At 73.8% G+C, this 22,226-nt stretch carries 25 protein-coding genes and 1 pseudogene; 10 read left to right on the top strand and 16 right to left on the bottom strand.

Features of this window, described 5'->3' with window-relative positions; genetic code table 11:
• Positions 1 to 15: 15 nt before the first annotated feature.
• From AC1UE4_RS07395 to AC1UE4_RS07405, 3 genes are read right to left on the bottom strand one after another with little or no spacing between them, the layout of a single operon-like run.
• On the bottom strand, positions 16 to 1,098 hold the full coding sequence (locus AC1UE4_RS07395; RefSeq protein WP_482916579.1) for an NAD(P)-dependent alcohol dehydrogenase: 1,083 nt from the start codon (positions 1,096 to 1,098) through the stop codon (positions 16 to 18).
• Entirely contained in the window at positions 1,095 to 1,853 is a 759-nt protein-coding gene (locus AC1UE4_RS07400) for an SDR family NAD(P)-dependent oxidoreductase (protein ID WP_482916580.1), read from the bottom strand. The genes AC1UE4_RS07395 and AC1UE4_RS07400 overlap by 4 nt, the downstream gene beginning before the upstream one ends.
• A 20-nt stretch (positions 1,854 to 1,873) precedes the next feature.
• Positions 1,874 to 3,274 (bottom strand): integrin alpha, encoded by a 1,401-nt coding sequence (locus AC1UE4_RS07405; protein ID WP_482916581.1) that lies wholly within the window; start codon positions 3,272 to 3,274, stop codon positions 1,874 to 1,876.
• Between the two features lie 129 nt (positions 3,275 to 3,403).
• On the opposite strand from AC1UE4_RS07405, the gene AC1UE4_RS07410 reads away from it, so the two are divergent.
• Positions 3,404 to 3,601, top strand: coding sequence for a twin-arginine translocase TatA/TatE family subunit (locus tag AC1UE4_RS07410; protein ID WP_482916582.1), 198 nt, complete (start codon positions 3,404 to 3,406; stop codon positions 3,599 to 3,601).
• Here the strand turns inward: AC1UE4_RS07410 and AC1UE4_RS07415 are convergent.
• Complete coding sequence (locus tag AC1UE4_RS07415) at positions 3,567 to 4,541, bottom strand: luciferase domain-containing protein (protein WP_482916583.1); 975 nt, start codon at positions 4,539 to 4,541, stop codon at positions 3,567 to 3,569. The two genes, AC1UE4_RS07410 and AC1UE4_RS07415, sit on opposite strands and share 35 nt — an antisense overlap.
• Before the next feature lie 43 nt (positions 4,542 to 4,584).
• On the opposite strand from AC1UE4_RS07415, the gene soxR reads away from it, so the two are divergent.
• Positions 4,585 to 5,034 (top strand): redox-sensitive transcriptional activator SoxR, encoded by a 450-nt coding sequence (gene soxR / locus AC1UE4_RS07420; RefSeq protein ID WP_482916584.1) that lies wholly within the window; start codon positions 4,585 to 4,587, stop codon positions 5,032 to 5,034.
• Here the strand turns inward: soxR and AC1UE4_RS07425 are convergent.
• On the bottom strand, positions 5,031 to 5,639 hold the full coding sequence (locus AC1UE4_RS07425) for an alpha-ketoglutarate-dependent dioxygenase AlkB (protein ID WP_482916585.1): 609 nt from the start codon (positions 5,637 to 5,639) through the stop codon (positions 5,031 to 5,033). The two genes, soxR and AC1UE4_RS07425, sit on opposite strands and share 4 nt — an antisense overlap.
• Positions 5,640 to 5,731: 92 nt before the next feature.
• Between AC1UE4_RS07425 and AC1UE4_RS07430 the strand changes: the two genes are divergently transcribed.
• From AC1UE4_RS07430 to AC1UE4_RS07440, 3 genes are all read left to right on the top strand, one after another.
• Positions 5,732 to 6,142, top strand: coding sequence for a phage holin family protein (locus tag AC1UE4_RS07430; protein ID WP_482916586.1), 411 nt, complete (start codon positions 5,732 to 5,734; stop codon positions 6,140 to 6,142).
• A complete protein-coding gene (locus AC1UE4_RS07435) occupies positions 6,139 to 6,453 on the top strand; it encodes a DUF3618 domain-containing protein (protein ID WP_482916587.1) in 315 nt (104 codons plus the stop codon). The genes AC1UE4_RS07430 and AC1UE4_RS07435 overlap by 4 nt, the downstream gene beginning before the upstream one ends.
• A gap of 66 nt (positions 6,454 to 6,519) precedes the next feature.
• On the top strand, positions 6,520 to 8,304 hold the full coding sequence (locus AC1UE4_RS07440) for a Calx-beta domain-containing protein (protein WP_482916588.1): 1,785 nt from the start codon (positions 6,520 to 6,522) through the stop codon (positions 8,302 to 8,304).
• Between the two features lie 6 nt (positions 8,305 to 8,310).
• On the opposite strand, the gene AC1UE4_RS07445 is transcribed toward AC1UE4_RS07440, so the two are convergent.
• The 6 genes from AC1UE4_RS07445 to AC1UE4_RS07470 are packed head-to-tail and all read right to left on the bottom strand — an operon-like array spanning position 8,311 to position 13,355.
• Positions 8,311 to 8,646, bottom strand: coding sequence for a hypothetical protein (locus AC1UE4_RS07445; RefSeq protein ID WP_482916589.1), 336 nt, complete (start codon positions 8,644 to 8,646; stop codon positions 8,311 to 8,313).
• A gap of 57 nt (positions 8,647 to 8,703) precedes the next feature.
• Positions 8,704 to 9,510, bottom strand: a complete 807-nt coding sequence (locus AC1UE4_RS07450) for an ABC transporter ATP-binding protein (RefSeq protein WP_482916590.1) — start codon at positions 9,508 to 9,510, stop codon at positions 8,704 to 8,706.
• Entirely contained in the window at positions 9,507 to 10,553 is a 1,047-nt protein-coding gene (locus AC1UE4_RS07455) for a FecCD family ABC transporter permease (RefSeq protein ID WP_482916591.1), read from the bottom strand. The genes AC1UE4_RS07450 and AC1UE4_RS07455 overlap by 4 nt, the downstream gene beginning before the upstream one ends.
• Positions 10,550 to 11,545, bottom strand: coding sequence for a FecCD family ABC transporter permease (locus tag AC1UE4_RS07460; RefSeq protein WP_482916592.1), 996 nt, complete (start codon positions 11,543 to 11,545; stop codon positions 10,550 to 10,552). Before AC1UE4_RS07460 ends, AC1UE4_RS07455 begins: the two co-directional genes overlap by 4 nt.
• Positions 11,542 to 12,336, bottom strand: a complete 795-nt coding sequence (locus AC1UE4_RS07465; protein WP_482916593.1) for a hypothetical protein — start codon at positions 12,334 to 12,336, stop codon at positions 11,542 to 11,544. The genes AC1UE4_RS07460 and AC1UE4_RS07465 overlap by 4 nt, the downstream gene beginning before the upstream one ends.
• Positions 12,333 to 13,355, bottom strand: a complete 1,023-nt coding sequence (locus AC1UE4_RS07470) for an iron-siderophore ABC transporter substrate-binding protein (RefSeq protein ID WP_482916594.1) — start codon at positions 13,353 to 13,355, stop codon at positions 12,333 to 12,335. Before AC1UE4_RS07470 ends, AC1UE4_RS07465 begins: the two co-directional genes overlap by 4 nt.
• Positions 13,356 to 13,459: 104 nt before the next feature.
• Between AC1UE4_RS07470 and AC1UE4_RS07475 the strand changes: the two genes are divergently transcribed.
• Positions 13,460 to 14,092 carry a transglutaminase family protein gene (locus AC1UE4_RS07475; RefSeq protein WP_482916595.1) on the top strand — a complete coding sequence of 211 codons (633 nt, stop codon included), beginning with the start codon at positions 13,460 to 13,462 and terminating at the stop codon, positions 14,090 to 14,092.
• Positions 14,093 to 14,115: 23 nt separating this feature from the next.
• Here AC1UE4_RS07475 and AC1UE4_RS07480 read toward each other — a convergent pair whose 3' ends face one another.
• Positions 14,116 to 14,616 (bottom strand): ferritin, encoded by a 501-nt coding sequence (locus AC1UE4_RS07480; RefSeq protein WP_482916596.1) that lies wholly within the window; start codon positions 14,614 to 14,616, stop codon positions 14,116 to 14,118.
• A 104-nt stretch (positions 14,617 to 14,720) separates the two neighbouring features.
• On the opposite strand from AC1UE4_RS07480, the gene AC1UE4_RS07485 reads away from it, so the two are divergent.
• Entirely contained in the window at positions 14,721 to 14,885 is a 165-nt protein-coding gene (locus tag AC1UE4_RS07485) for a hypothetical protein (RefSeq protein ID WP_482916597.1), read from the top strand.
• A gap of 1 nt (position 14,886) precedes the next feature.
• Here the strand turns inward: AC1UE4_RS07485 and AC1UE4_RS07490 are convergent, their stop codons facing one another.
• A complete protein-coding gene (locus tag AC1UE4_RS07490) occupies positions 14,887 to 15,468 on the bottom strand; it encodes a hemerythrin domain-containing protein (RefSeq protein ID WP_482916598.1) in 582 nt (193 codons plus the stop codon).
• An 84-nt stretch (positions 15,469 to 15,552) separates the two neighbouring features.
• Here AC1UE4_RS07490 and AC1UE4_RS07495 point away from each other — a divergent pair, with 84 nt between their 5' ends.
• The 3 genes and pseudogenes from AC1UE4_RS07495 to AC1UE4_RS07505 all read left to right on the top strand — a co-directional run.
• Positions 15,553 to 17,412 (top strand): Coagulation factor 5/8 type domain-containing protein, encoded by a 1,860-nt coding sequence (locus tag AC1UE4_RS07495; protein ID WP_482916599.1) that lies wholly within the window; start codon positions 15,553 to 15,555, stop codon positions 17,410 to 17,412.
• Between the two features lie 45 nt (positions 17,413 to 17,457).
• On the top strand, positions 17,458 to 18,960 hold the full coding sequence (locus AC1UE4_RS07500) for a choice-of-anchor Q domain-containing protein (RefSeq protein ID WP_482916600.1): 1,503 nt from the start codon (positions 17,458 to 17,460) through the stop codon (positions 18,958 to 18,960).
• Positions 18,961 to 19,088: 128 nt separating this feature from the next.
• Positions 19,089 to 19,610 (top strand): annotated as a pseudogene (locus AC1UE4_RS07505) (TetR/AcrR family transcriptional regulator); the annotation flags it as partial.
• On the opposite strand, the gene AC1UE4_RS07510 reads toward AC1UE4_RS07505, so the two are convergent.
• The 3 genes from AC1UE4_RS07510 to AC1UE4_RS07520 are packed head-to-tail and all read right to left on the bottom strand — an operon-like array spanning position 19,607 to position 22,175.
• A complete protein-coding gene (locus AC1UE4_RS07510; protein ID WP_482916601.1) occupies positions 19,607 to 19,921 on the bottom strand; it encodes a DUF6285 domain-containing protein in 315 nt (104 codons plus the stop codon). The pseudogene AC1UE4_RS07505 and the gene AC1UE4_RS07510 overlap by 4 nt on opposite strands.
• Positions 19,918 to 20,910: a phosphotransferase family protein gene (locus AC1UE4_RS07515; protein WP_482916602.1), complete on the bottom strand. Its 993-nt coding sequence runs from the start codon at positions 20,908 to 20,910 to the stop codon at positions 19,918 to 19,920. Before AC1UE4_RS07515 ends, AC1UE4_RS07510 begins: the two co-directional genes overlap by 4 nt.
• A complete protein-coding gene (locus AC1UE4_RS07520) occupies positions 20,910 to 22,175 on the bottom strand; it encodes an acyl-CoA dehydrogenase family protein (protein WP_482916603.1) in 1,266 nt (421 codons plus the stop codon). Before AC1UE4_RS07520 ends, AC1UE4_RS07515 begins: the two co-directional genes overlap by 1 nt.
• Between the last annotated feature and the right edge of the window lie 51 nt (positions 22,176 to 22,226).

Consider the following 22,226-nt stretch of genomic DNA (forward strand, 5'->3'; position numbering starts at 1 on the left):
CCTGCGCGGACCCTTCTAACCCTGCAGCGTCGAGCTGTCGATCACGAAGCGGTAGCGGACGTCCGACTTGAGGACCCGCTCCCACGCGTCGTTGATCTGATCGGCGGGGATCGTCTCGATCTCGGGGGCGATGCCGTGCTCGGCGCAGAAGTCGAGCATCTCCTGCGTCTCGCGGATCGAGCCGATCATCGAGCCCGCGAACGTGCGGCGCTGCATGAGCAGCCCGAACACGGGGACGGGGAGCGGCTCGGGCGGCGCGCCCACGTTGATGAGCGCGCCGTCGGTCTTCACGAGGCCGAGGAACCGCCCGATGTCGAGCTTCGCGCTGACCGTGTTGATGATCAGATCGAAGCGGCCGCGCAGCTCCTTGAACGTCGCCTTGTCGCTCGTCGCGTAGTAGGCGCCGGCGCCCATCCGCAGTCCGTCGTCGCGCTTGCTCAGCGTCTGCGACAGCACGGTGACCTCGGCGCCCATCGCCTTGGCGATCTTGACCGCCATGTGGCCGAGGCCGCCGAGCCCGACCACGGCGACCTGCTTGCCGGGGCCGGCGTTCCAGTGGCGCAGCGGCGAGTAGGTCGTGATGCCGGCGCACAGCAGCGGCGCGGCGACGTCGAGCTCCAGGCCGTCCGGGATCCGCAGCACGAAGTCCTCGTCGACGACGACGTGGTCGGTGTAGCCGCCGTACGTCATGGTGCCGTCGCGGTCGATCGACCCGTACGTCTGCGTGTTGCCGCGCAGGCAGTACTGCTCGTCGCCGCGCCCGCAGTTCTCGCACTCGCGGCACGAGTTGACCATGCAGCCGACGCCGACCCGGTCGCCGGACGCGTACCGCGTCACGCCGGAGCCGACCTCGGCGACGACGCCGGCGATCTCGTGGCCGGGGATCGCGGGATACGGCACCTCCCCCCACTCCCCGCGGGTGAAGTGGATGTCCGAATGGCAGATGCCGCAGAACTTGATGTCGATGCGGACGTCCTTCGGCCCGAGCGCCCGGCGCTCGATCTGCAGCGGCTCAAGCGGCGCGGACGCGGCCGGCGCGCCGTAGGCGCGTGCGGTCGTCGTCGAGGGCGATGCCTCGAGGTTCGCGATCTCGGTCATGCTCCATCACGGTAGGCCGCACCCGCCGGCAGCTCCACCCCGGTGAACGTGGCGAGCGCCTCGATCAGCGCGTCCTGGAAGCGGACGTCGTTCACCGCCGGGTGCGGATCGTGCAGCTGCTGGTGGTGCCAGTAGCCGCCGCTGGTCCGGGCGCCGGCGTCGTCGCTGGTGGCGAGCCACTCCTGCGTCAGGTGCCCGAGCCGCAGGTCGTCGGGCGCGCCGCGGCCGCCCATCCGGGTAGGCACCCAGCCGGGATCGACGGCGTTGCTGCACGTGTCCGGCCACCGCCGCGCGATGGCGGCGCCGATCGCCGTGACGAAGAGCTTGCTGTCCGAGTAGCTGCCCGTCGCGCGGCTGCCGCTCCAGTCCATGCCCTCCAGCTCCGGCCGTCCGCCGCGGTGCATGCTGCTGCTGAGGTAGATGAGCCGCGCGGGGCGCGCGATGAGCGCGGTGAGCACGTACGGCGCGACGACGTTCACCGGGAGGACCGCGGGCCCGCGCATGACGCCGGCGTTGTGGATGACGGCGTCCATCCGCCCGAGCGCGTTCGCCTGCTCGGCGACGTCGCGCGTCTGGTCCAGGTCGGCGAGATCGCCGACCACGGCCTCGGCGCCGCGGTCCCGCAGATCGCCGACGGCCGCGAGCCGTTCCTCGTCGCGCGTGTGGACGACGACGTCGTGCCCGGCGTCCTGGAGCGTCCGCGCGGCGAGACGCCCGAGGCCATCGGCCGAGCCGGTGATGAGCACGCGAGCCATGCGCGCTCCGCACGGTAGCCCTATCGACCGGTGACGACGTAGACGGCGTTCGCGCCGGGCGAGCCGAAGACGAGCTCGGGCCGAGCGTCGCCGAGGACGTTGCCGGCGCCGCTCGCCGAGACGCGCGCCTCGGTGGCGTTGCGCAGGCCGGTGTAGTGGATCTGCGTCAGGGTCCGGCCCGAGAACAGCGTCACCGGCGCGGCGCGGTCGCGGCGTCCGCGCGAGACGACGAGCACGTCGGCGCGTCCGTCACCCGTCACGTCCCCCGGCGCGGCGACCGCGACGCCCGCGGGGCCGCCGGTCCTGGTGCCGGGGAGCCGGGTCGGCTTGCCGTTGCGTCGCGGGACGATCCACGACTCGCCCGCTCCGGTCAGCGGCGAGCCCGGCGCGCCGGCGACGAAGCCGCGGCCGAAGCGGGCGACGGAGAACCCGAACGCGGCGCCCGCCCGCACGCCGTCGGTCTCGAACCCGCCGAAGCGCCGGCCCGTGCGGAGGACCGCGCCAGGCGGCTGTGCGCGTCCGAACACCGTGAACACCGCGCCCCGGTTCTCGCCGTGCCGCGACGCGCCGGGGGCGCCGAGCAGCAGGTCGCCGATGCCGTCGCCGTTGACGTCGCCCGCGGGCGCGATCCCCGCGCCGAGCTGCATCCCGGCGAAGCCGCCCATGAACGTGATGGTGCCCTCCCCCACTTGGACAGGGCCCGGCGTGCGGGTTCCGGGGACGACGTCGACGCGCCCGGCGTCCTCGTCGCCGTCGACGAACGTCCGCACGGCGATGTCGGCCAGGCCGTCGCCGTTGAACCGGCCCGCGGCGTAGCCGGCCACGACCTCCGTGCCGTCGGCGCCCGGCCGGATCACGAACCCGCGATCGCCGAGCGACGCCAGGTCGACCGGCTGCGTGTCGCGCTTGCCGAACACGACGAAGACGACCGTTCGTGACGATCCCGACAGCGGACCGGCCTCCCGCCCGGACACGGCGACGTCGCCGAGCCCGTCGCCGTTGACGTCGCCGAGCCCGGACACGACCGCGCCCGCTCCGCTCGTCAGCGGCCCGTTGCCGACGTGCCGCATCCCGGACGGCAGCGGCACCGCGCCGTCGGTCCGGAACCCCCGCGCCCCGAGCCCGCCGAGGTCCAGACGGCCACGGGCGCCACCGCCGAGCACGACGTACGCGGAACCCCCATCGACCCGCCCGGCGGGATCCGCCAGCGGGGCGCCGACGATCACGTCGTTACGCCCATCGCCGTTCACGTCACCCGCGGGCGCGACCGACGTGCCGGTCGCATCCCCCGGCCCGCTGCCGGTCAGCGTCAGCGCCGCGTTCCGCGGCACCGACAGCGTGCCGGCCTGCGCGGGCGCCACCGCTGCGAGCGATGCCACCGCGGTGGCGACGATCGCGCGACGGATCCTCGTTCCGGTCATGACTCCACCATCGATGATGGAACGTCCCGCGACGACGGAAGTCGCCCACAACCGCGCGGATCAGTGATCCGATCGAGGCTGCGCTGCGGAACTGCTTCCCGACCGACTCAGCGAACGAGGAGAACGACCATGCCCATGGGAATCGGCCTGCCGGAGATGATGATCGTGCTGGTGATCGCGCTCGTGGTCCTCGGGCCCAAGCGGCTGCCGGGAGCGGGCCGGTCGCTCGGCAACGGGCTGCGCGAGTTCAAGGACGCGATCGGCGGCAAGCAGGAGCCGGACGCCGCCGAGCTCAGCGCGTCGCGCCCTCCCACACGCGCGTCATGATCGCGCCGATCCGCCGCTGAGCCTCGTCGCGGCCGACCGCCTCGAACGGCTCGGCGCCGCGCGGCGCGGCCCAGGGCGCGAGCACGTCGAACTCGAGGCCGCGGAGGAGATCGAGGCTCTCGAGGTACGCCTCGCGATCGCTCGAGTCCAGCACGGCGACGACCCACTCGCCGCCGTCGCCGAGGTAGAGCGTGTCGGCGGTGAAGAGCACGCGGGTGCCGTTGGTCGTCCACAGGTAGGCGGCCGAGCCGGGCGTGTGGCCGGGGATCGGGATGACCTCGAGGTCGTCGTCGAGCACGTGCCGGCGGCTGAAGGCGCCGCGGACATGGCGATGGCGCTCGGTCGGCTGGAGGTCGGCCGCGTGGACGAAGAGCGGCACGTCAGGCACCGGCTCGCCGCCGCCGAGCGAGACCTCGTGCCAGTGGCCGAGGTACTGGCGCGTCGCGCCGCCGAGCGCGGCGACCTCGTCCGCGGTGGTGGACGGCGCGCCGTAGATCAGCACGTTGCCCTGCTCGCGCTCCAGGAGGAACGAGCGGACCTCCAGGCCGGGCGCGAAGGGCAGCGTCGTCGCGGGGAGCGCGTGCAGGCCGGGCGCCGCGATCGGCAGCCCGTGGCGCTCGACCGCGCGGTCGTAGTTCATGCGCAGCATCGCGATGACGTCGCGCACGTCGTCGTCTGACTCGATCCGCCGCGCCCCGAAGCCCGGGCGCCCCGGGAACACCGGGTGGAAGTCGATGCGGCCCTGCTCGTGCAGCTCGTGCCACACCGGCTTCGGGAACCCGGCGTGGAAGACGCGGTCGCCGTGCAGGTGGCCGAGCTCGCGCCTGCCGAGCCGGAACGCCCACTCGCCCCGCTCGCCATGGCCCGCCGTCACGCCCGGCCACGAGGTGACCTCCTCGGTGATCCGCACGCTTGCGGCCTTCTCGCTCGTCACGCTCATGAGGCGCAACCTAGAAGTTCAACTAAGCTTGAAGTCAAGCGACGTGGCCGAGCTCCTCACGATCACCGACGTCTCCCGGCGCAGCGGCGTCGCGTCGTCCGCGCTGCGCTTCTACGAGGACCGCGGGCTCATCGCATCCGAGCGCGCCGGCTCGGGCCACCGCCGCTACCCGCGTTCGGTCCTGCGGCGGATCGCGTTCATCGTCTTCGCCCAGCGCGTCGGCCTGACGCTCGACGAGATCGCCGGCGAGCTCGCCAAGCTCCCCGCCGACCGCGCCCCCACCAAGCGCGACTGGTCCCGCCTCTCCCGCGGCTGGAGCGCGCGGATCGACGACCGCATCGCCGAGCTCGAGCGCCTCCGGGCCGGCCTGACCGAGTGCATCGGGTGCGGCTGCCTGTCGCTCGAGCGCTGCAAGCTCGCCAATCCCGGCGACCGCGCCGCGCAGCGCGGCCCGGGCCCCCGGTACTGGCTGGGCGATCGTCCCGGCGGCTAGGCGCCGTCGCGTCGGAGCGTCCGGAAGGTGATCGAGTACCGCAGGTCCTTCGTCGCCGGGATCGAGTGCTGCCACGACCAGCGGGCGGGGCCGTCGAGCACGTACGCCGAGCGCGGCGCGAGCTCGAGCGCGTAGGTCTCGCGCGGCCGGCCCTTGAGCGTCCGCTGGAAGCGCATCCGGCAGGGCGAACGGACCGACACACCGGCGATCCGTGTCCCGAACATCGGTGCGTCCCGGTGCCAGCCGATGCCCGCGCCCGCGGGATACCTCGAGACGAGGATCTGCCGGAGTTCGCCCGGATCGCGGTCGATGAGCGCGGCGGAGCGGTCGCGCAGCCAGGCCAGCGGCTCCGGCAGCGGGTTCGTCTCGACGAGATCGCCGGACTGGTAGCCGTAGTCGAGCCCGAAGTGCCGGACGGTCCGCTTGGCGACCTGGCCGCGCATCTCGACCGTGCGGTACTCGATCCGCTCGAGCGCGTCGATCAGCTGGCCCTCCTCGTCGAGGGTGATGAAGTCGGGCACGTACCGAAGCCCCTCCGGCGCCGACGCTCCGGCCGGCTCGTCCGGCTCCGGGTCCCCGAAGAGGCTCTGCTGCCCGCTCGCCATGGCGCCGCACTACCCGGGCGCCCGCCTGTTCGGCAACCGACCTGCTGCGCCATTCCCCGTTTCCCCCGCACAGCACCGGGAACACGGTCCTCATGGCTGACACACCGACCAACGGCAATCGGCCCGTGAGCGAGCTGGTGCAGGAGCTCTCGCAGCAGACGAGCACGCTCGTGCGGAAGGAGCTCGAGCTCGCGCGGCTGGAGATGACCGAGAAGGGCAAGCGCGCCGGTGTCGGCGCGGGCCTGTTCGGCGGCGCCGGGGTGATGGCGTTCTACGGCGGGGCGGCGCTGATCGTGACGATCGTGCTGGTGCTCGCGGAGTTCGTCATGGACGCGTGGATCGCGGCCCTCGTCGTGACGGCGGCGCTCTTCCTGATCGCCGGCGTCCTCGCGCTCAGCGGGAAGAAGAAGGTCGAGCAGGTCGGTCCTGCCGCGCCCGAGGAGACGATCCAGACGACGAAGCAGGCCGTCGAGACGGTGAAGGCGCGGGCGAAGCACGGATGAGCGCTGACATCCCCAAGACCGAAGGCGGCGCGCACGTTCCCGACGAGAAGGAACGGTTGCGCGAGGAGATCGAGCAGACGCGCGAGCAGCTCGGAGACACGGTCGAAGCGCTGGCCGCGAAGGCCGACGTCAAGGCGCAGGTGCGCGACAAGGTCGACGAGACGAAGGAGCACGCGCGCGAACGGGTCGAGGAGGCGCAGGCGACCATCCGCCAGACGCCGGAGAAGGCGAAGCGGAACCCGAAGCAGGCGGCGGCGATCGCCGCCGGGGTCGTCCTGCTGCTCGTGCTCATCCGGCGCCGCCGCTCGTAGGACAGGACGGCGCGCCCGCGGGCGCGTGCTTTGCATACCGCCCCGGGACGGGCGTAGTGTCGCTCCATGTCTCGGTGGCTCGCGGTCCTCGTGCTCGTCCTCACGGCGCTGGCGCCGGCCACCGCCGAGGGCGCCGGTCCGACGACGTTCACCGATGGGGAGGCGGTGACGATCCCGTCGAACGCGGACGACACGATGGGCAACGTGTTCCCGTTCCCCATGCTCGTCGCGCCGGCGAACATCTGGGGACCGATCACCGACGTGGACGTGCGCCTCAACGGCGTGACGCACACGAACCCCGACGACCTCGACGTCGTCGTCGCGCGGCACCCCGGCCTGATCGGCGGCAACTACGTGCTCGTCATGTCCGACGTCTGCGGCATCACCGACGTCGCCGACTACACGTGGACGTTCGACGACGAGGACGCCGCGCCGATGTCCGACGCGGGCACGTGCAACGAGACGCGCTACCAGCCGAGCAACGCCGGGACGGGCGACGTCTTCGGCTCGCCGGTGCCGAACGACCCGCCCACGACCCTGTCGACCTTCGACGGGCGCAACCCGCTCACCGACTGGGGGCTCTTCATCCGCGACGACGCCGCCGGGGCGACCGGCGCGATGACCGGCGGATGGAGCCTCGTCCTCACGACGGGCCCGCACCTCGTGGCGCTGCCGGCCGCGGGCACGAGCGGCCCCGCGTCGCCCTATCCGCACGTCGTCTCGCAGGCCGGCGTCGCCGGGCAGGTCATCAGCGACGTCAACGTGAACGTGCGCGGGATCTCGCACGCGCGGGTTGGCGACCTCGATCTCATGCTCCAGGGCCCGCAGGGGCAGACGGTCATGCTCATGTCCGACGCGTGCACCGCCCTCGAGGTGACGGGCTACCAGTGGTTCTACGACGACGAGGCGGCGGCGGGCTCGATCGGGACGAGCGGCCCGACATGCGGCAGCATCGTGCAGACCTTCCGGCCGACCGACCACGAGCCCGGCGACTCGCTGCCCGCTCCCGCGCCGGCGGCGCCGTACGGGTCGTCCCTCTCGGTCTTCGACGGCACCGACCCGCAGGGCGACTGGAAGCTGTGGATGCACGACGACGCCAACGGCGAGGGCGGCTACACGACGCTGCCGTACCAGCTCGCGATCACGACGCGCGCCAAGCTCGGCGTGAGCTGGAGCGCCGCGGCGCTCGATGCCGCCGAGGGCGCGACGGCGGCGCTCACGATCACCCGGTCGACGGCCGCGCCCGGCGGGCCCGCGAGCGTCCGCGTGCGGACCGCCGACGGCACGGCAGCGGCGGGGCAGGACTTCGCCGGCGTCGACAGCGTCGTCTCCTTCGCGCCCGGCGAGACGACGAGGACCGTCGAGATCCCGGTCACCGACGACGCCGCGACCGAGGGCGCCGAGAGCTTCACCGTCGCCCTCAGCGAGGCCGCCGGCGACGCGGCGATCGCCGCACCGGACACGTCGACGGTGACGATCGGAGCGAACGACGCCGCCGCGCCAACGACGACCGGGACGCCCGGCACCACCGGGACCACTGGCACGCCGGGGACGACGGGCACGCCCACCGGGGCCACCGCGTTCGCCCCGTTCCGCACGCCGTCGGCGACGCGCTGCCGGCGCCGCGGCCACCGCATCACGTTCCGGCCGCACAAGCCGGCGGGCGTCACGTTCACCCGCACCGAAGTGCGCGTGAACGGACGCCGTGTGCTGCTGCGACGGGGCACTAAGGCCGACGACCCGATCCGACTGCGGATGCGCGGCACCCGGATGCGCGTCGTGATCGCGGTGACGACGGGCGACGGCCGGAAGCTCCGCTCGGCGCGGACCTACCGGCGCTGCCGCCGCTGAGCCGGGTCAGTCGTCGTCGCCGCCCCGGTCGTCGTCGCCGCCGCTGCGGCCCGACCGCTCGACGAGCGAGGCGACCCAGCGCCCGTTCTTGCGCGTCGCGATCGCCTCGAGGTCCTTGCGGCCGACCTTGATCGCCGAGAAGCCGGAGAGCCTCTTGTACCGGGTCGCGCTCGTGACCTTGATGCGCACGGTGACCCCCTCGTCGCGAAGGCTGAACGTGCGGGCGTCGCGGTTGACGGCGACGACGGTGCCCTCGAACTCCCGGGCCTGAGCGGCCGGCGCGACCGCGGCGGGAACGGCGAAGGCGGCAAGTGCGGTGACGGTGGTGAGCGTCTTCTTCATGGCGACCAGTGTGGCCGTCGCTCCGGAAAGCGTTGGCAAAGGGCGCACCAAGCCTCGTCAACTCCCTGCGGGCACGCGCGCGCGCCGCGCGAGCGGCAGGCACAGCGGCGTGCCGCTCACCGGGCACGGGCAGACGTGGCAGCGGACGCCGAAGACCGCTTCGACGAGCGCCGCGTCGACCACCTCGGCCGGCGGGCCCGCGGCGTGGATGCGGCCGTCGCGCAGGGCGACGAGGTGGTCCGCGTAGCGGCACGCCTGGCTCAGGTCGTGGAGCACCATCACGATCGTGCGGCCGCGCGTCTCGTTGAGCTCGGCGAGCAGGTCGAGCACCTCGAGCTGGTGCGCGAGGTCGAGGTACGTCGTCGGCTCGTCGAGGAGGAGCAGCTCGGTGTCCTGGGCGAGCGCCATGGCGATCCACGCCCGCTGGCGCTGGCCGCCGGAGAGCTCGTCGATCGGGCGGTCGCGCAGCTCGGCGGTCCCCGTCGCGGCGAGCGCCTCGTCCACGAGCCGCTGGTCCTCCGTCGTCCAGCGCTTGAGCAGCCGCTGGTGCGGATGCCGGCCGCGCGCGACGAGGTCCTCGACGGTCAGCCCATCCGGTGCCGTCGGCGACTGCGGCAGCAGGCCGAGCCGCCGCGCGACCTGCTTGGTGGGCAGGCGAGCGAGCTCCTGCCCGTCGAGCAGCACCGTGCCGCCGCGCGGCTTCAGCAGCCGGCCGAGCGCACGCAGCAGCGTCGACTTGCCGCACGCGTTCGCGCCGACGATCGCCGTCACCCGGCCCGCGGGCACGTGCAGGTCGAGGTCGTGCACGACGGTGCGGTCGTCGTAGGCGAGGTGGAGGCGCTCGGCCTCGAGGAGAGCGGTCATCCGGTGGCTCCGAGTCGGTTGGCGCGGTGCAGGAGAAGCAGGAAGAACGGTGCGGCGAGGACGGTCGTGACGATCCCGACCGGCAGCTCGGTCGGAGCAAGCACCAGCCGCGTGGCGGTGTCGGCGCCCACCACCATGAGCGCGCCGGCGAGCCCCGCCAGCGGCAGCAGCGCCGCCGGGCCGATGCCCGGCACGAGACGGCGCGCGAGATGGGGCGCGATGAACGCGACGAAGGCGACCGGCCCGGCGGCCGCCACCGCGAACGCGGCGAGGCCGACTGCGACGAGCACGAGCATCGCGCGCGAGCGCTCGACCCGGACACCGAGCGTCGTCGCCAGCTCGTCGCCCAGCTGCAGCGCCTCGAGCGACCGGCTGAGCAGGAGCGCGGCGGGCGCCAGCACGGTCAGCGCGACCGCGAGCGGGACGACGTGCTCCCACCCGCGTCCGTGGACCGACCCGACGAGCCACACCGTCGCCCGCTGGACCTCGAAGATCTCGCCCTTCGTCAGCAGGTAGCTCGTGCCGGCGTTCAGCACCGCCGTCACGCCGACGCCGACGAGGACGAGCCGGAACCCCTGCAGGCCGCCGCGCCACGCGAGCGCGTAGACGAGCGCCGCCGTGGCCAGGCCGCCCGCGAGCGCGGCGAACGGGACGAGGCCCGACGAGGCGCCGCCGAAGACGAGCATCGCCACGCCGGCGAACCCGGCGCCGGCCGTGATGCCGATGACGTCGGGCGCGACCAGCGCGTTGCGCGAGAGGTCCTGGAAGATGGCGCCGGACATCCCGAGCGCGAGGCCGACCAGGATCCCGGCGAGCGCACGCGGGAGGCGGAGGTCGAGGACGACGAACTGCGTCGCGCGGTCGCCGCCGCCTAGCAGCGTCGCGACCATCTCGCCGACCGGGATCGTGAACTCGCCGGCCGCGACGCCGGCGACGAGCGTGGCGAGCACGGCGACGAGCAGGACGGCGCCGACGACGAGCGCGCGCGGCGCCACGCGGACCGCGAGACCGGGCCCGCGGAGGGTGATCCGGGCGGCGCTCACAGCGCGAGCCTCCGGCGGCGGACGAGCGCGATGAAGACCGGCGCGCCGATCACGGCGCAGAGCACGCCGACCTCGACCTCCCCCGGCCGCGCGACGACGCGGCCGATGGTGTCGGCGACGAGCAGCAGCAGCGCACCTACGGCCGCGGCGTACGGGATCAGCCAGCGGTGGTCGGCTCCGGTGACGCCGCGGGCGAGATGCGGAGCGACGAGCCCGACGAACGCGATGGGCCCGGCGACCGCCACCGAAGCGGCGGCCAGCGCGACGCCGCCGAACGCCACGACCGCCCGCACGACGCCCACGCGCTGCCCGAGCGCCCGCGCGAGGTCGTCGCCGAGCGCCAGCGCGTTCAGCCACCGCGCGCCCACCAGCGCGGCCGCGCCGCCGGCGACCAGCAGGGGCACCGCCCCGGCGAGCACGGAGAGGTCGCGGCCGTCGAGCGATCCGGCGACCCAGAAGCGGAACTGGTCGAGCGTGCGCGCGTCGACCAGCAGGACCGCCGAGGTCAGGGCGAACAGCAGCGACGCGACGACCGCTCCGGCGAGGGCGAGGCGGATCGGGGTCGCGCCCTCGCGGCCGCCCGAGCCGAGCGCGTAGACGAGCGCCGCAGCGCCGAGGCCGCCGAAGAGCGCCCACCACACGTACGCGCCCGCGCTGGTGATGCCGAAGGCGAAGATCGCCAGCACCACGGCCAGCGAAGCGCCCGCGTTGACGCCGAGCAGGCCCGGATCGGCGAGCGGGTTGCGCGTCAGGCCCTGCAGCAGCGCACCCGACGTACCGAGCGCGAGCCCGACGACCACTGCCATGACCGTCCGCGGCACGCGCAGGTCGCTGACGATCACGTGCGCCTCCGAGCCGTCGGGCGCGAACAGCGCGTCGAGGACCTCGCGCAGCGGGATCGAGCGCGAGCCGATCGCAAGCGACGCGCCGCACGCGGCGACGATCGCGACGGCGAGCGCGAGCAGGCCGCCGGCGCGCAGCGTGGCGGTCACGCGACCTCCCGCAGCGCCGCCAGCTCGGCGAGCATCGCGTCGCGGTGGTCGTCGCCCTTGAGCGGGCAGCCGAAGCAGTAGGTCGCCCCGCCGGTGCGGTAGTGCAGGCAGCACTGGCCGCGCACGCGCCCGGCCTGCTCGATCCCCTGCCCCGTGAACACGCGGTAGCCCGTGCGTGCGCGGAGGCGCTCGGGCGCGAGCGCGACCGCCCGCTCCCCCCAGTCCCACGCGGCCCGCCGGTCGCCAAGCACCTCGCCCGCGTAGAGGAACGCCTCGGCCACGGCGTCGCCCGCGTGGCGCCACAGCGCGCGCCGCGGCCGCCGGCAGCGCGCGTGCACGTGGTCCACGAGCGGCGCGTGCAGCGACTCGAACTCGTGCAGCACGGAGGCCAGCAGATCGTCGCGGCCGGGCGTGGCGCTGATGGTCGCGCCGAAGGCGACGCGGTCGATCCAGCCCTCGTCACCGACGCGCACCGCGACGAGGTCGCCGCGCAGACGCGGAGCGCAGCCGCCGGCGACCGCCGCCGTCGCCACCCTCAACAGGACCACGAACGCGAGCTCGCTCAGCAGGGCGGCACCGCCGATGTCGAGCCGCTCGGTGCGCCACCGCGCGGCGACGCCGCGTGCGAGCTCCTCCACCCGATCCGGATCCGCGGCGAGCCGGTCGAGGCGGTGCCAGCCGTCGCCGCGGCACGGCAGCGCCTCGACGGCGACCGAGAGCGCCCCGGCCGGCGCCTCGGCGCCGACCCGGTCGAGCGTCTCGTGCACCCGGCTGCGCCGCGGCGCGATCACTGCGGCTGGCTGACGCGCGTCGCGCGGTCGCCGTCGGCGGCCGCTGCGAGCTGCGGCACCGCCTGGTCGAGCAGCCACGGCAGGCTCAGCGCGCTCGAGAACCCGAGCGCCCCCGCGAACTGGTCGGTCAGGTCGAGGTAGACGACACGGTCCTCGCGGACGGCGCTGAGGCGGCCCGCGACCGGGTTGCGCTTGATCGTCTTCTCCGGCCCGTACATCAGCACGACGTCCCGGTCGATCAAGTCGAGGCGCTCCTGGCTGAGCTGCACGTAGAAGCTGCCCTTCGCGAGCCGGTCGAACTCGTCGGAGACCTCCAGCCCGAGGTCCGTTAGGAAGCGGCTGCGCGTGTCCTGCGTCGCGTACGCGCCGTAGCCGTCCGGGCCGCCGTAGGCGAGCACCGCCGACTTGCCGGCCAGCTCGGGGTGCTCCTCGCGGGCGCGGCGGAACTTCTCCTCGACGTCGCGGACGACCTCGCGCGCCCGCTCCTCGCGACCGAGCGCACGGCCGGCGAGCAGCGTCTGCTCGTCCCACGGCATCCCGAAGTCGATGTAGTCGCCGGACTGCGCGACGGTCGGGGCGATCCGCGAGAGCCGCTCGTAGTCGCCCTTCTTCAGACCGGCGTTGATGGCGAAGATCAGGTCCGGCCGCTGCGCGGCGACCGCCTCGAAGTCGATCTGCTGCCCGCCGACGACCTTCGGCTGCGCGCCGTCGAGCGCATCCTGCGCCCACGGCCGCTTACGCCAGTCGTAGCCGCCGAGGAAGTCGCCGACGCCGACCGGCACGACGCCGAGCGCAAGCACCGCGTCCTGGTCCGTGTAGCCGACGGTGACGACGCGCTTCGGCTCGGCCGGCACCTCGGTGGCGCCGAACTTGTGCTCCACGGTCACCGGGAACGCGCCGGACGAAGCGCCGGAGCTCGCGGTCGCGGAGGTGGTCGAGTCGTCGCTCCCGCACGCCGCGAAGGCGGTGCAGGCGAGGGCGAGCAGGGCGAAGCTGGCCGCTCTGAGCAGCTGGGTCATGCGGTCTCCCGAGGTCGTATTAGGGTGCCCTAACTCGTTGGGCGGCGCCGGACAGTACCATCAATCCCGACTTGCCGGGACGGAGTTGTTAGGGTGCCCTAAGCGTGACGCTCCTCCCCTTCTCGCTGCAGGTCTCGGTCGGCTGCCCCCAGCCGTGCTCGCTCGCACTGGCGCTCGCCGCCGAGCTGCGGCCGGTCGACGAGCCGACGGCGGAGGCGGCCCTCGACGAGCTACGAGACCAGCTCGCTCCTCACGCCGCCGACCGGTCGGCGGATCAGCTGCAAGCCGTCGCGCAGCTCGCCGGCACCTTCGAGCGATCGAAGCTGTCGGCCACCGTCGACGATCTCCTCGTCGACAGCGTGCTGAGGCGACGGCGCGGGCACCCCGCCGCCATCGGCGTCGTCCTGTGCGAGGCCGCGCAGCGCGCCGGCCTCCCCGTGCACCTCGTCGGCGATGGGCTCGACCTGCTCCCGGCCCATCGCGCAACTCCGGGGCCGCTGGTCGTCGACGTCGCGAAGGCGCGGGTGCGGACGGCCGACGACAGGTCGCTCCCGTGGCGCTGCGGCCACCAGACCGCGTTCACGCTGCTGCGCGAGCTGCTCGATGCCGCGGTGCGCACGGGCGACCTCGCCAGCGCGCTGACCGCATCCGAGCTGCGTCTCGCGCTGCCGCTCGACGAGCGGCTGAGCGCGGCGGCGCGCGACGAAACGCTGACCCTGCGGGCGCGACTGAACTGAGGCCCGTGCCCGCGATCGCTCTCTCAGTCGGCCGGACGGTCTCCCGGCGTGTCCCGAGCGAGGTAGTCCTCGAGCAGCATCGGGATCTGCCGCGTCCGTTCCGCGACGGTGAGCAGGTCGTTCATGCTCGCCTCCTCCTCGACCTGCTCCTCCAGGAACCACTGGAGGAACTGCTCGCTCTGGAAGTCGCGGGTCTCGCGGGCGATCGAGAAGAGCTCGTTGATCTGGACCGTGACGCGCTTCTCCTGCTCGAGCGCCAGCGAGATCGGCTCGACGTGGTCGCCGAACTGGTTGCGCGGCCCCTCGACGGCGCCGAAGTCGACCTTGGCGTCGCGGTCGAGGAGGTAGTTGACCATCTTCATCGCGTGCTCGCGCTCTTCCTCGGCCTGCCCGTAGAAGAACGCCGACGCCTGCGGGAACGTCTCGGCCGCGTAGTAAGCGCCGATCGCGACGTACTGGTGGGCGGCCGCGAACTCGCGCCCGATCTGGGCGTTCAGGGCCTCGACGAAACGCTCCGACAGCATGCAGGTCCGCTCCTCGCGTCGCTCTTGGAGACCGACCCTACCGGGGGCACCGGCGCGTGAAGGCGAAGTGCTGCAGGTCGAACCCGCGGTGCGCCTCGTGCCCCGTGCTCCTCGTCGCCCGGACGCGGCGGTTCACGAAGCCGCCGTCGGACGACGCCGACCTGCTCGCGTTCGTCCGCGGCGGACGCGTCCAGCAGCTGCCCGACTGCGTGCTGGACGCGCTCGACACCTACGACCGGCTCGTGGCCGAGCCGGTCGCGGTGGCGTAGCTCAGCTGTCGGTCCCGCGGCCGCTCGCGAGGTCGCGCAGCCGGTCGAACAGCGACGCGGCCGGGCCGGCGGCGAGGCGCGGCAGCGTCTCGTTCGGGACGTTCGGATGCGGGCGGGTCGGGGCGACCTTCTTGAACCCCTCGACCGCCGTGCCGAGGCGGCGCAGCTCGTCCTCCTCGATCACCTGCCGCATGTGGACGAACATCTGCCCTTCCTCGTCCTCGATGTGGTGCCGGATCTCCTTCATCAGCTCGGCGAGCTGGTCGTCGAAGGCGGGATCGTCGGCATCGAGCTTCTCCAGGCGCGCGAGCGTCTCCTCCGCCTCGGCGTGCTCCTCGCGGGCGTGCTTCGCCTCCTCCTTGCTGACCTTCGCCTCGACGCGCGGGTAGACGAGCACCTCCTCGGCGACCGAGTGGCGGACGAGCTCGATCGTCACCTGCTCGGTCAGCTCCTTGCGCCGCTTCTGATCCGCCTCGGTCGACGCCCCGCGCAGGGACTCGAGCTCGCGGAACATCTCCTCGACCTCGCGGTGGTCCTGCTCGAGGATCGCGATCACGTCCTGCTGCTGCTGCTCTGTGGCCATGCCGGGAGGCCTGCCCACCCCGCGCGAGCATGAAGACCGGTCCGTGTTCCAGCTGGCCGCGGGTCTCGGTACCGTCCGCGCGCCATGCGCTTCCGCCCGCTCCTCGCCGCCCTGATCGCGATCGTCGCGACCGCCGCCCCGGCCTCCGCCGACGCCCGCCCGCTCACCCCCGCGAAGGCGGCGAACCGCTGCATCGCCGTCGGATCGCTGAAGCTGTTCGTCAAGCCGACGGGCCTCGGGCGCGTGATGCTCCACGGCCGCGACGCGAAGCTGCTCGCCGTCACGCCCGCGGGCGCGGTCACGCGCGCGAGCGACCCGGATGCCTCGGTCGAATGGGCGCTGCGGAGCTTCGGGCGCAAGGGCATGGGCATCCGCTCCGTCGCCACGAAGCGCTGGCTGAAGCTCGGCCCCCTCTCCACCACCCGCGACCGCACGCTGCTGCGCGTCAAGCGATCGACCGGCTGCCGCGCCTACCCGGAGGCGGAGCTGAACGCCACCGGCGACGCGTTCACCGGCCCGCAGACGGGCGACGTGGTCGGCATCGCGGACCCGCACGTGCACCTGGCCGCCGAGCTGCGCGCGGGCGGGCTCGTCATCTCAGGCTCGACCTACGACCGCTTCGGGATCACCGAGGCGCTCGGCAACGACGAGGACGTCCACGGCGAGAACGGCGCGGACGACATCACCGGCAACCTCCTACGCACCGGCAATCCCGTCGGCACCCACGACACGCACGGCTGGCCGACGTTCAAGGGCTGGCCGACGACCGACACCTACACGCACCACCAGGCCTACTACCGCTGGCTGCAGCGCGCCTGGCTCGGCGGGTTGCGGCTCGTCGGCGCGATGGTCGTCGAGGACACGCCGCTGTGCGACATCGAGCCGCGCAAGTCGCACTCGTGCGACGAGACCGAGACGGCCGAGCTGCAGGTGGAGCGCCTGCGCGGCCTGCAGGACTACGTCGACGCGCAGGCCGGCGGGCCGGGGCGCGGCTGGTTCCGGATCGTCACGACGCCCGCGGCCGCGCGGCGCGTCATCCGGGCGGGCAAGCTCGCGGCCGTCCTCGGCTTCGAGTCCTCGAACCCGTTCGGCTGCGACCTGAAGGCCGGCGTCGCGCAGTGCGACCGGGCGAAGATCGACCGCGGCATCGCGCACCTCAAGGGGCTCGGCATCCGGAGCCTCTTCGTCGCGCACTGGGTCGACAACGCGCTCGCGGGCGCGGCGCTCGAGGGCGGCGACAAGGGCACGTTCATCGCGGCGATGCAGACGTCGCACACGGGCCAGCCGTTCACCACCGGCGCCTGCCCGCACCCCGGTCAGGGCGAGGAGCCGGCGGGCAGCGGCGGCGTGGCGGGCAAGCAGTGCAACCAGCGCGGGCTGACCGAGCTCGGCGAGTACGCGGTCGGCCGGCTGATGGACCAGCACATGCTCATCGAGGTCGACCACCTGAGCGAGCTCGCGCGCGACCGCGTGCTCGACCTCGCGCAGCAGCGTGGGTACCCGCTCGTCTCGAGCCACACGGGAACGGGCGGCGCCTGGGTGGAGCCCGAGCTGCGCCAGCTGCGCGCGGTCGGCGGGTTCGCCTCGGCGACGCTCGACGCAGCGACGGCGCTGCCGGACAAGGTGCTCGGCTACGCCGCGACCGGGTTCACCCACCCCGGGCTGTCGACCGACACCGGCGGCTTCGCGTCGCTGCCCGCCGCCGACCCGCAGCACCCGCTCGCGTACCCGTTCCGCTCGTTCGACGGCCGGATCCGCTTCGGCCGCCAGCGCACGGGCGAGCGCACCTTCGATCTCAACGAGGACGGCATGGCGCACTACGGGCTGCTGCCGGACCTGCTCGCTCTGACGGCGCGCCAGCCGCGCGGCCGGGCGGCGCTCGACGCGCTGTTCGGGTCGGCCGAGGCGTACCTCGACACGTGGCAGCGCACCATGCGCAGATGAACGGTACGGTTCCCACCGGAAACTGGAGCGTTCACGGGAGCGTCCATGGGTCATCGCAAGGTCGTGCTGGTCGTCGTCGGTGCCGTGCTGCTCGCTCCGGCCGCCGCGCAGGGCGCGGACTTCACCGTCAGCTCGCCGGCTGACGGCGTCGACGCCGCCATCGGCGACGGCACATGCGCGAGCGAAGCCGCGAGCGGCGCCTGCACGCTGCGGGCCGCGGTTCAGGAGGCGAACGCGGCGGGCGGGAACAGCAGGATCACCGTGCCCGCGGGCCGCTACCGCCTCACCATCCCGCCCGTCCCTCAGGCCGGCAGCGCAGCGGACATGGACGCGGGGAACGGCGACATCGACCTCAACGCGAACATCACGGTGCGGGGCGCCGGCGTCGGGGTCACGATCCTCGACGGCGGCGGGATCGACCGCTTCTTCGAGACGGACGGCACCGCCGCGACCGGGGTCTCGGACTTGACGATCACCGGCGGCGACTCGACGGCCGGGAACAGCCAGGAGATCGATCTCGGCGGCGGGATCCTCAACAAGGGCGCCATCACGCTCGACCGCGTCGAGCTCGTCGGCAACACTGCCGACGGCGGCGGCGGGATGTTCAGCATCCCCGGCACGATGCCGGTGATCCGCGACAGCCTGATCGCGAACAACCGCGCCTACGAGGGCGGCGGCCTGCGCATCGACCACGGCGGCACGATCGTCAACACGACGATCACCGGCAACACGTTGCTGACGCAGGCCTCGGATGGGATCCAGCGCAAGCCCGTCGGTGTCGTCATCCCGGCGGTCGACGAGATCTCCGGGTACGGCGGCGGCATCGACCACCGCGGCGGGGCCGACCTCACGATCATCAACTCCACGATCTCCCGCAACCACGCGGTGAAGGGCGGCGGCGGGATCGGCGCCGGGCAGGGCTACGCGCCGCTGTCGGAGGAGCTGCCGGTCGGCAAGGAGCTGCTGCTCAACACGATCATCGCCGGGAACACGAGCGACGCCGGTGCCGCGAACTGCCGGACGAACCAGGTGGAGTTCGTCTCGCGCGGCCACAACCTCGACACGGATGGCAGCTGCTTCCTCGGCGCGGCGGGCGACCGGCCGAAGACCGACCCGCGGCTCGGCTCGCTGGCCGGCAACGGCGGCCCGACGCGGACGCTGGCGCTGCTGCCCGGCAGCCCGGCGATCGACGGGGGCGCCAGCGAGGGCTGCCCGAAGGCCGACCAGCGCGGGACGGCTCGTCCGCAGGGTGCGGGGTGCGACATCGGGGCGTTCGAGCTGGATGCGACGCCGTCGGCCGCGAAGGGCACGGCGTGCGCGAGCCGCCGGGCGGTCACCTACACGCTGCCGCGCGGCGCGCGCCACGTCCGGCTGCGCGTCGACGGGAAGCGGCGCGCGGCGAAGGTGCGCGGTCGCCGGCTGACGGTCTCGTTCCGCGGGCAGTCGAAGCGCGCCGTCGTCGTCCGCATCAGGGCGCACGTCGGCGGCCGCACGTTCACGCGGCGCTCGGTCATCCACCCCTGCACGGCCCGTGGCGCGCACGACTGATCGGACCTCCGTCTTCGCGGCGGAGATCCCGGCGCTGCCGAGCGGCTACACCGGGCTTCCGCGGGAGCTCGTCGAGGCGTCGCAGCGCCAGCGGCTGATCCACGGCGTGATGCTGGCTCGCCGAGCACGGCTACGCGGCCGCCACCGTCGCCCGGATCACCGATCGCGCGGGCGTGTCGAAGAAGACGTTCTACGAGCTGTTCGCCGACAAGGAGGCGTGCTTCGTGGCGGCCTACGACGTCGGGAGCACCGCGAACCTCGAGCACGTCGTGCGCGCCTCGGCCGCGGCCGGCGCCCGCGGAGACGATGCCGTCGAGCAGCTGCGCGCGGGCACCGGCGCTCACCTCGACTTCCTCGCGTTCGAGGAGCCCTACGCCCGGACGTTCTGCCTCGAGATGCTCGCCGCCGGGCCGGCCGCCGTCTCCCGGCACCGGACGTGCCGGGAGGCGTTCGCGCGCACGGTCGAGCGGTGGCACTCGCTGAACCGCGAGGACGACTGGCCCGAGCCGTCCCCTCTCGCCTTCGAGGCAGCCACCGGTCTCGTCCACGAGGTCTGCAGCGCGCGGATCGCGGCGGGGCGCGGCGCCGAGCTGCCCGCGCTCGAGGACGAGCTGGTCGCCGCGCAGCTCGCCGTGCTCGGCGTGCGCTAGCGGCCGTAGCCGGGCGAATCGATCGCGAGCCGCGCAGCGACCTCGTCGCGAAGGCGCGCCGCGACGGCGGAGATGTCGTCGTCTTGGTCGCCGGCGCGGATCGCGGCGGCGAGAGCCGCGTCCTCCGAAGTCGTCACGCCGACCCCGTCGGACGCGCCTTCCGACGCCTCTTCGCGCGCCAGGAGACCGGCGGCGTGAGCGGCGACGAGCAGCCTCATGCGCAGCTCCCGCGGCGCCTCGGCGGCGAGCGCGCGCAGCTCGGCCTCGAGCGCGGAGGCCAGCTCGTGCGCGTCCGGGTGGTCGCCCGTCATCCGATCAGCTCCAGCAGGTCCCACTCGACCTCGGCGATCCGGCGGCCGAGCACGAGCCGCTCGAGGGAGCGGTGGCGCCCGTCGAGGTACGCCCGCGAGTGGCGCAGGCAGTAGAGCCCCCACCACAGCTGGGCGGCGACCTCGCCGGCGTGAAGCCGCGCCTCGTCGAGCGGCTCCGGCGCCGTCTCGGCGTAGCCCTCCAGCAGCGGCGCCACGCCGCCCAACCCACCCGCCCGACGGTCGTCGTTGCCGTAGCGCCACGGCCGCAGGCAGAAGAAGCCGAGGTCGGTCGCCGGGTCTCCCACCCGCGCGAACTCCCAGTCGATGAGCGCGACGAGGCGGCCGTCGTCACCGACCATCACATTGCCGACGCGAAGATCGCCGTGCGCGAGGACCGCCGGCCGAGGAGGCGGCGGGTGGAGCTCGAGCCACCGCAACGCCAGCGCGAGAACCGGCCGCGCCGGCGCGAGCTCGTCGAGCTCGGCGGAGAAGCCGCGGATGATGGCGGCGAAGGCGTCGCCGGGCTCGGCGGAGACGTCGCTGTGCGCGTCGCCGAAGGCGGCGTCCACGTCGACTTTCGCGAGCCTCCCGACCGCGCGGCCGATGTCGCGGAGGAGGACGCCCGCGTCGTCTTCGCCCGCGCGGGCGAGGACTCGCCGGGGGCTGGAGGTCCCTTCGACCCAGTCGGTGATGAGCGCGGCGGTCTCGCAACGTCCTCCCGCGGGCTCGAAGGCGACGGGGTGGGCGACCGGGACGCCGGCCTCGAACGCCGCGCGGCCGGCGCGGAACTCCCGCTCGCGGGACGACCACGGCTCGAGGTCGTCGAGGGGGTCGCGCTTGAGGACCCAGCGGCGCTCGCCGCAGCGCAGGACGAAGGTCTCGCGCAACGCGCCGCCGGGCAGCGGCTCGACGAGGACGTCCTCCGGGCGCACCCGCTCCCCCGCCTCGGCCAGCACCGCGCCGGCGGCGGCCGGGTCGACCGCGCCCATCAGCGGACGGTCGGATCCCAGCGGCGCAGCTCCTGCTTCGCGACGGTGAGCTTGTGGACCTCGTCCGGCCCGTCGCCGATGCGCAGCAGCCCGCGAACGTTGACGAACAGCTCGGGCAGGACCGTGTCGTCCGAGACGCCGAGCGCGCCGTGCACCTGCATCGCGCGGTCGATGATCGCCTGCGCGCGCTGGGCGGTGAAGACCTTCGCGATCGAGATGTCGCGATACGCGCGGTCCTTGCCGTGGAGGTCCATCGTCCGTGCCGCGCGCAGCACGAGCAGCCGCGCCGCGTCCAGCTCGATCCGCGACTCGGCGAGGAAGTCGCGCACGAGCTGCGCGTCGGCGAGCACGCCGTCCTTCAGCGGCCGGATCAACGCGCGCTCGGCCGCCAGCTCGATCGCCCGCTCCGCCATCCCCAGCGCACGCATGCAGTGATGGATGCGACCGGGCCCGAGCCGCGCCTGCGCGAGCGCGAACCCCATCCCCCGCTCCGCCACCAGGTGATCCTCCGGCACCCGGCAGTCCTCGAAGACGAGCTCGCAGTGCCCCGGCCCCGCGGCGTGGCCGAAGATCGGGACGCGGCGGACGATCTCGAGTCCCGGCGTGCCGATCGGGACGCCGATGAGGCTGAAGCGCCGGTGCGGCTCGGCGTCCGGGTCGGTCTTCGCGACGGTCAGGCAGACCGCCGAGCCGATCGCGTAGCTGATGAACCACTTGCGGCCGTTGATGACCCACGAGCCGTCGCGCAGCTCGGCGGTCGTCGCCAGCGCGGTGGGGTCGCTGCTGGCCACGTCGGGCTCGGTCATCGCGAAGCACGTGCGGATGTCGCCGGCGACGAGCGGCTCCGTCCACCACGCGCGCTGCTCCGCGCTCGCGTGCTCGAGCAGGATCTCCATGTTCCCGGTGTCCGGGAAGTTGCAGTTGAAGACCATCGGCGCCCACGACGAGCGGCCGAGCAGCTCGCAGACGTGCCCGTAGTCGACGATCGACAGCCCGGCGCCGCGCTCGTCGTCGGCGAGGAAGAGGTTCCACAGCCCATCGGCGCGTGCGGCGGCGCGCAGTTCGGCCATCAGCGGCGAGAACGGCTCGGGGCCGTCGAGGGCGTCCATCGATGCGGACAGCTCCCGCTCGACCGGCATCACCCGCTCGTCGAGGAAGGCGGCGACGCGGTCGCGCACCTCCTCCCCGCGCGGGCTCAGCGCCAGGTCGAGCTCACCGAGCCCGAGCGGCGTCGCATGCGGGCGGGCGCTCGTCGTCGCAGCCATGGGCGCGAGCCTAGTCCGTCTTGGAGGAACCTCCGGGCGCCGCGCGCCAGG

It is taken from the genome of Parviterribacter kavangonensis (genome assembly GCF_056863335.1).

Excerpts from the sequence above, each read along its gene's own strand:
- AC1UE4_RS07395 (WP_482916579.1), bottom strand. The coding sequence starts at position 1,098 with ATGACCGAGATCGCGAACCTCGAGGCATCGCCCTCGACGACGACCGCA.
- AC1UE4_RS07400 (WP_482916580.1), bottom strand. The coding sequence starts at position 1,853 with ATGGCTCGCGTGCTCATCACCGGCTCGGCCGATGGCCTCGGGCGTCTC.
- AC1UE4_RS07405 (WP_482916581.1), bottom strand. The coding sequence starts at position 3,274 with ATGACCGGAACGAGGATCCGTCGCGCGATCGTCGCCACCGCGGTGGCA.
- AC1UE4_RS07410 (WP_482916582.1), top strand. The coding sequence starts at position 3,404 with ATGCCCATGGGAATCGGCCTGCCGGAGATGATGATCGTGCTGGTGATC.
- AC1UE4_RS07415 (WP_482916583.1), bottom strand. The coding sequence starts at position 4,541 with ATGAGCGTGACGAGCGAGAAGGCCGCAAGCGTGCGGATCACCGAGGAG.
- AC1UE4_RS07425 (WP_482916585.1), bottom strand. The coding sequence starts at position 5,639 with ATGGCGAGCGGGCAGCAGAGCCTCTTCGGGGACCCGGAGCCGGACGAG.
- AC1UE4_RS07430 (WP_482916586.1), top strand. The coding sequence starts at position 5,732 with ATGGCTGACACACCGACCAACGGCAATCGGCCCGTGAGCGAGCTGGTG.
- AC1UE4_RS07435 (WP_482916587.1), top strand. The coding sequence starts at position 6,139 with ATGAGCGCTGACATCCCCAAGACCGAAGGCGGCGCGCACGTTCCCGAC.
- AC1UE4_RS07440 (WP_482916588.1), top strand. The coding sequence starts at position 6,520 with ATGTCTCGGTGGCTCGCGGTCCTCGTGCTCGTCCTCACGGCGCTGGCG.
- AC1UE4_RS07445 (WP_482916589.1), bottom strand. The coding sequence starts at position 8,646 with ATGAAGAAGACGCTCACCACCGTCACCGCACTTGCCGCCTTCGCCGTT.
- AC1UE4_RS07450 (WP_482916590.1), bottom strand. The coding sequence starts at position 9,510 with ATGACCGCTCTCCTCGAGGCCGAGCGCCTCCACCTCGCCTACGACGAC.
- AC1UE4_RS07470 (WP_482916594.1), bottom strand. The coding sequence starts at position 13,355 with ATGACCCAGCTGCTCAGAGCGGCCAGCTTCGCCCTGCTCGCCCTCGCC.
- AC1UE4_RS07480 (WP_482916596.1), bottom strand. The coding sequence starts at position 14,616 with ATGCTGTCGGAGCGTTTCGTCGAGGCCCTGAACGCCCAGATCGGGCGC.
- AC1UE4_RS07490 (WP_482916598.1), bottom strand. The coding sequence starts at position 15,468 with ATGGCCACAGAGCAGCAGCAGCAGGACGTGATCGCGATCCTCGAGCAG.
- AC1UE4_RS07495 (WP_482916599.1), top strand. The coding sequence starts at position 15,553 with ATGCGCTTCCGCCCGCTCCTCGCCGCCCTGATCGCGATCGTCGCGACC.
- AC1UE4_RS07500 (WP_482916600.1), top strand. The coding sequence starts at position 17,458 with ATGGGTCATCGCAAGGTCGTGCTGGTCGTCGTCGGTGCCGTGCTGCTC.
- AC1UE4_RS07510 (WP_482916601.1), bottom strand. The coding sequence starts at position 19,921 with ATGACGGGCGACCACCCGGACGCGCACGAGCTGGCCTCCGCGCTCGAG.
- AC1UE4_RS07515 (WP_482916602.1), bottom strand. The coding sequence starts at position 20,910 with ATGGGCGCGGTCGACCCGGCCGCCGCCGGCGCGGTGCTGGCCGAGGCG.
- AC1UE4_RS07520 (WP_482916603.1), bottom strand. The coding sequence starts at position 22,175 with ATGGCTGCGACGACGAGCGCCCGCCCGCATGCGACGCCGCTCGGGCTC.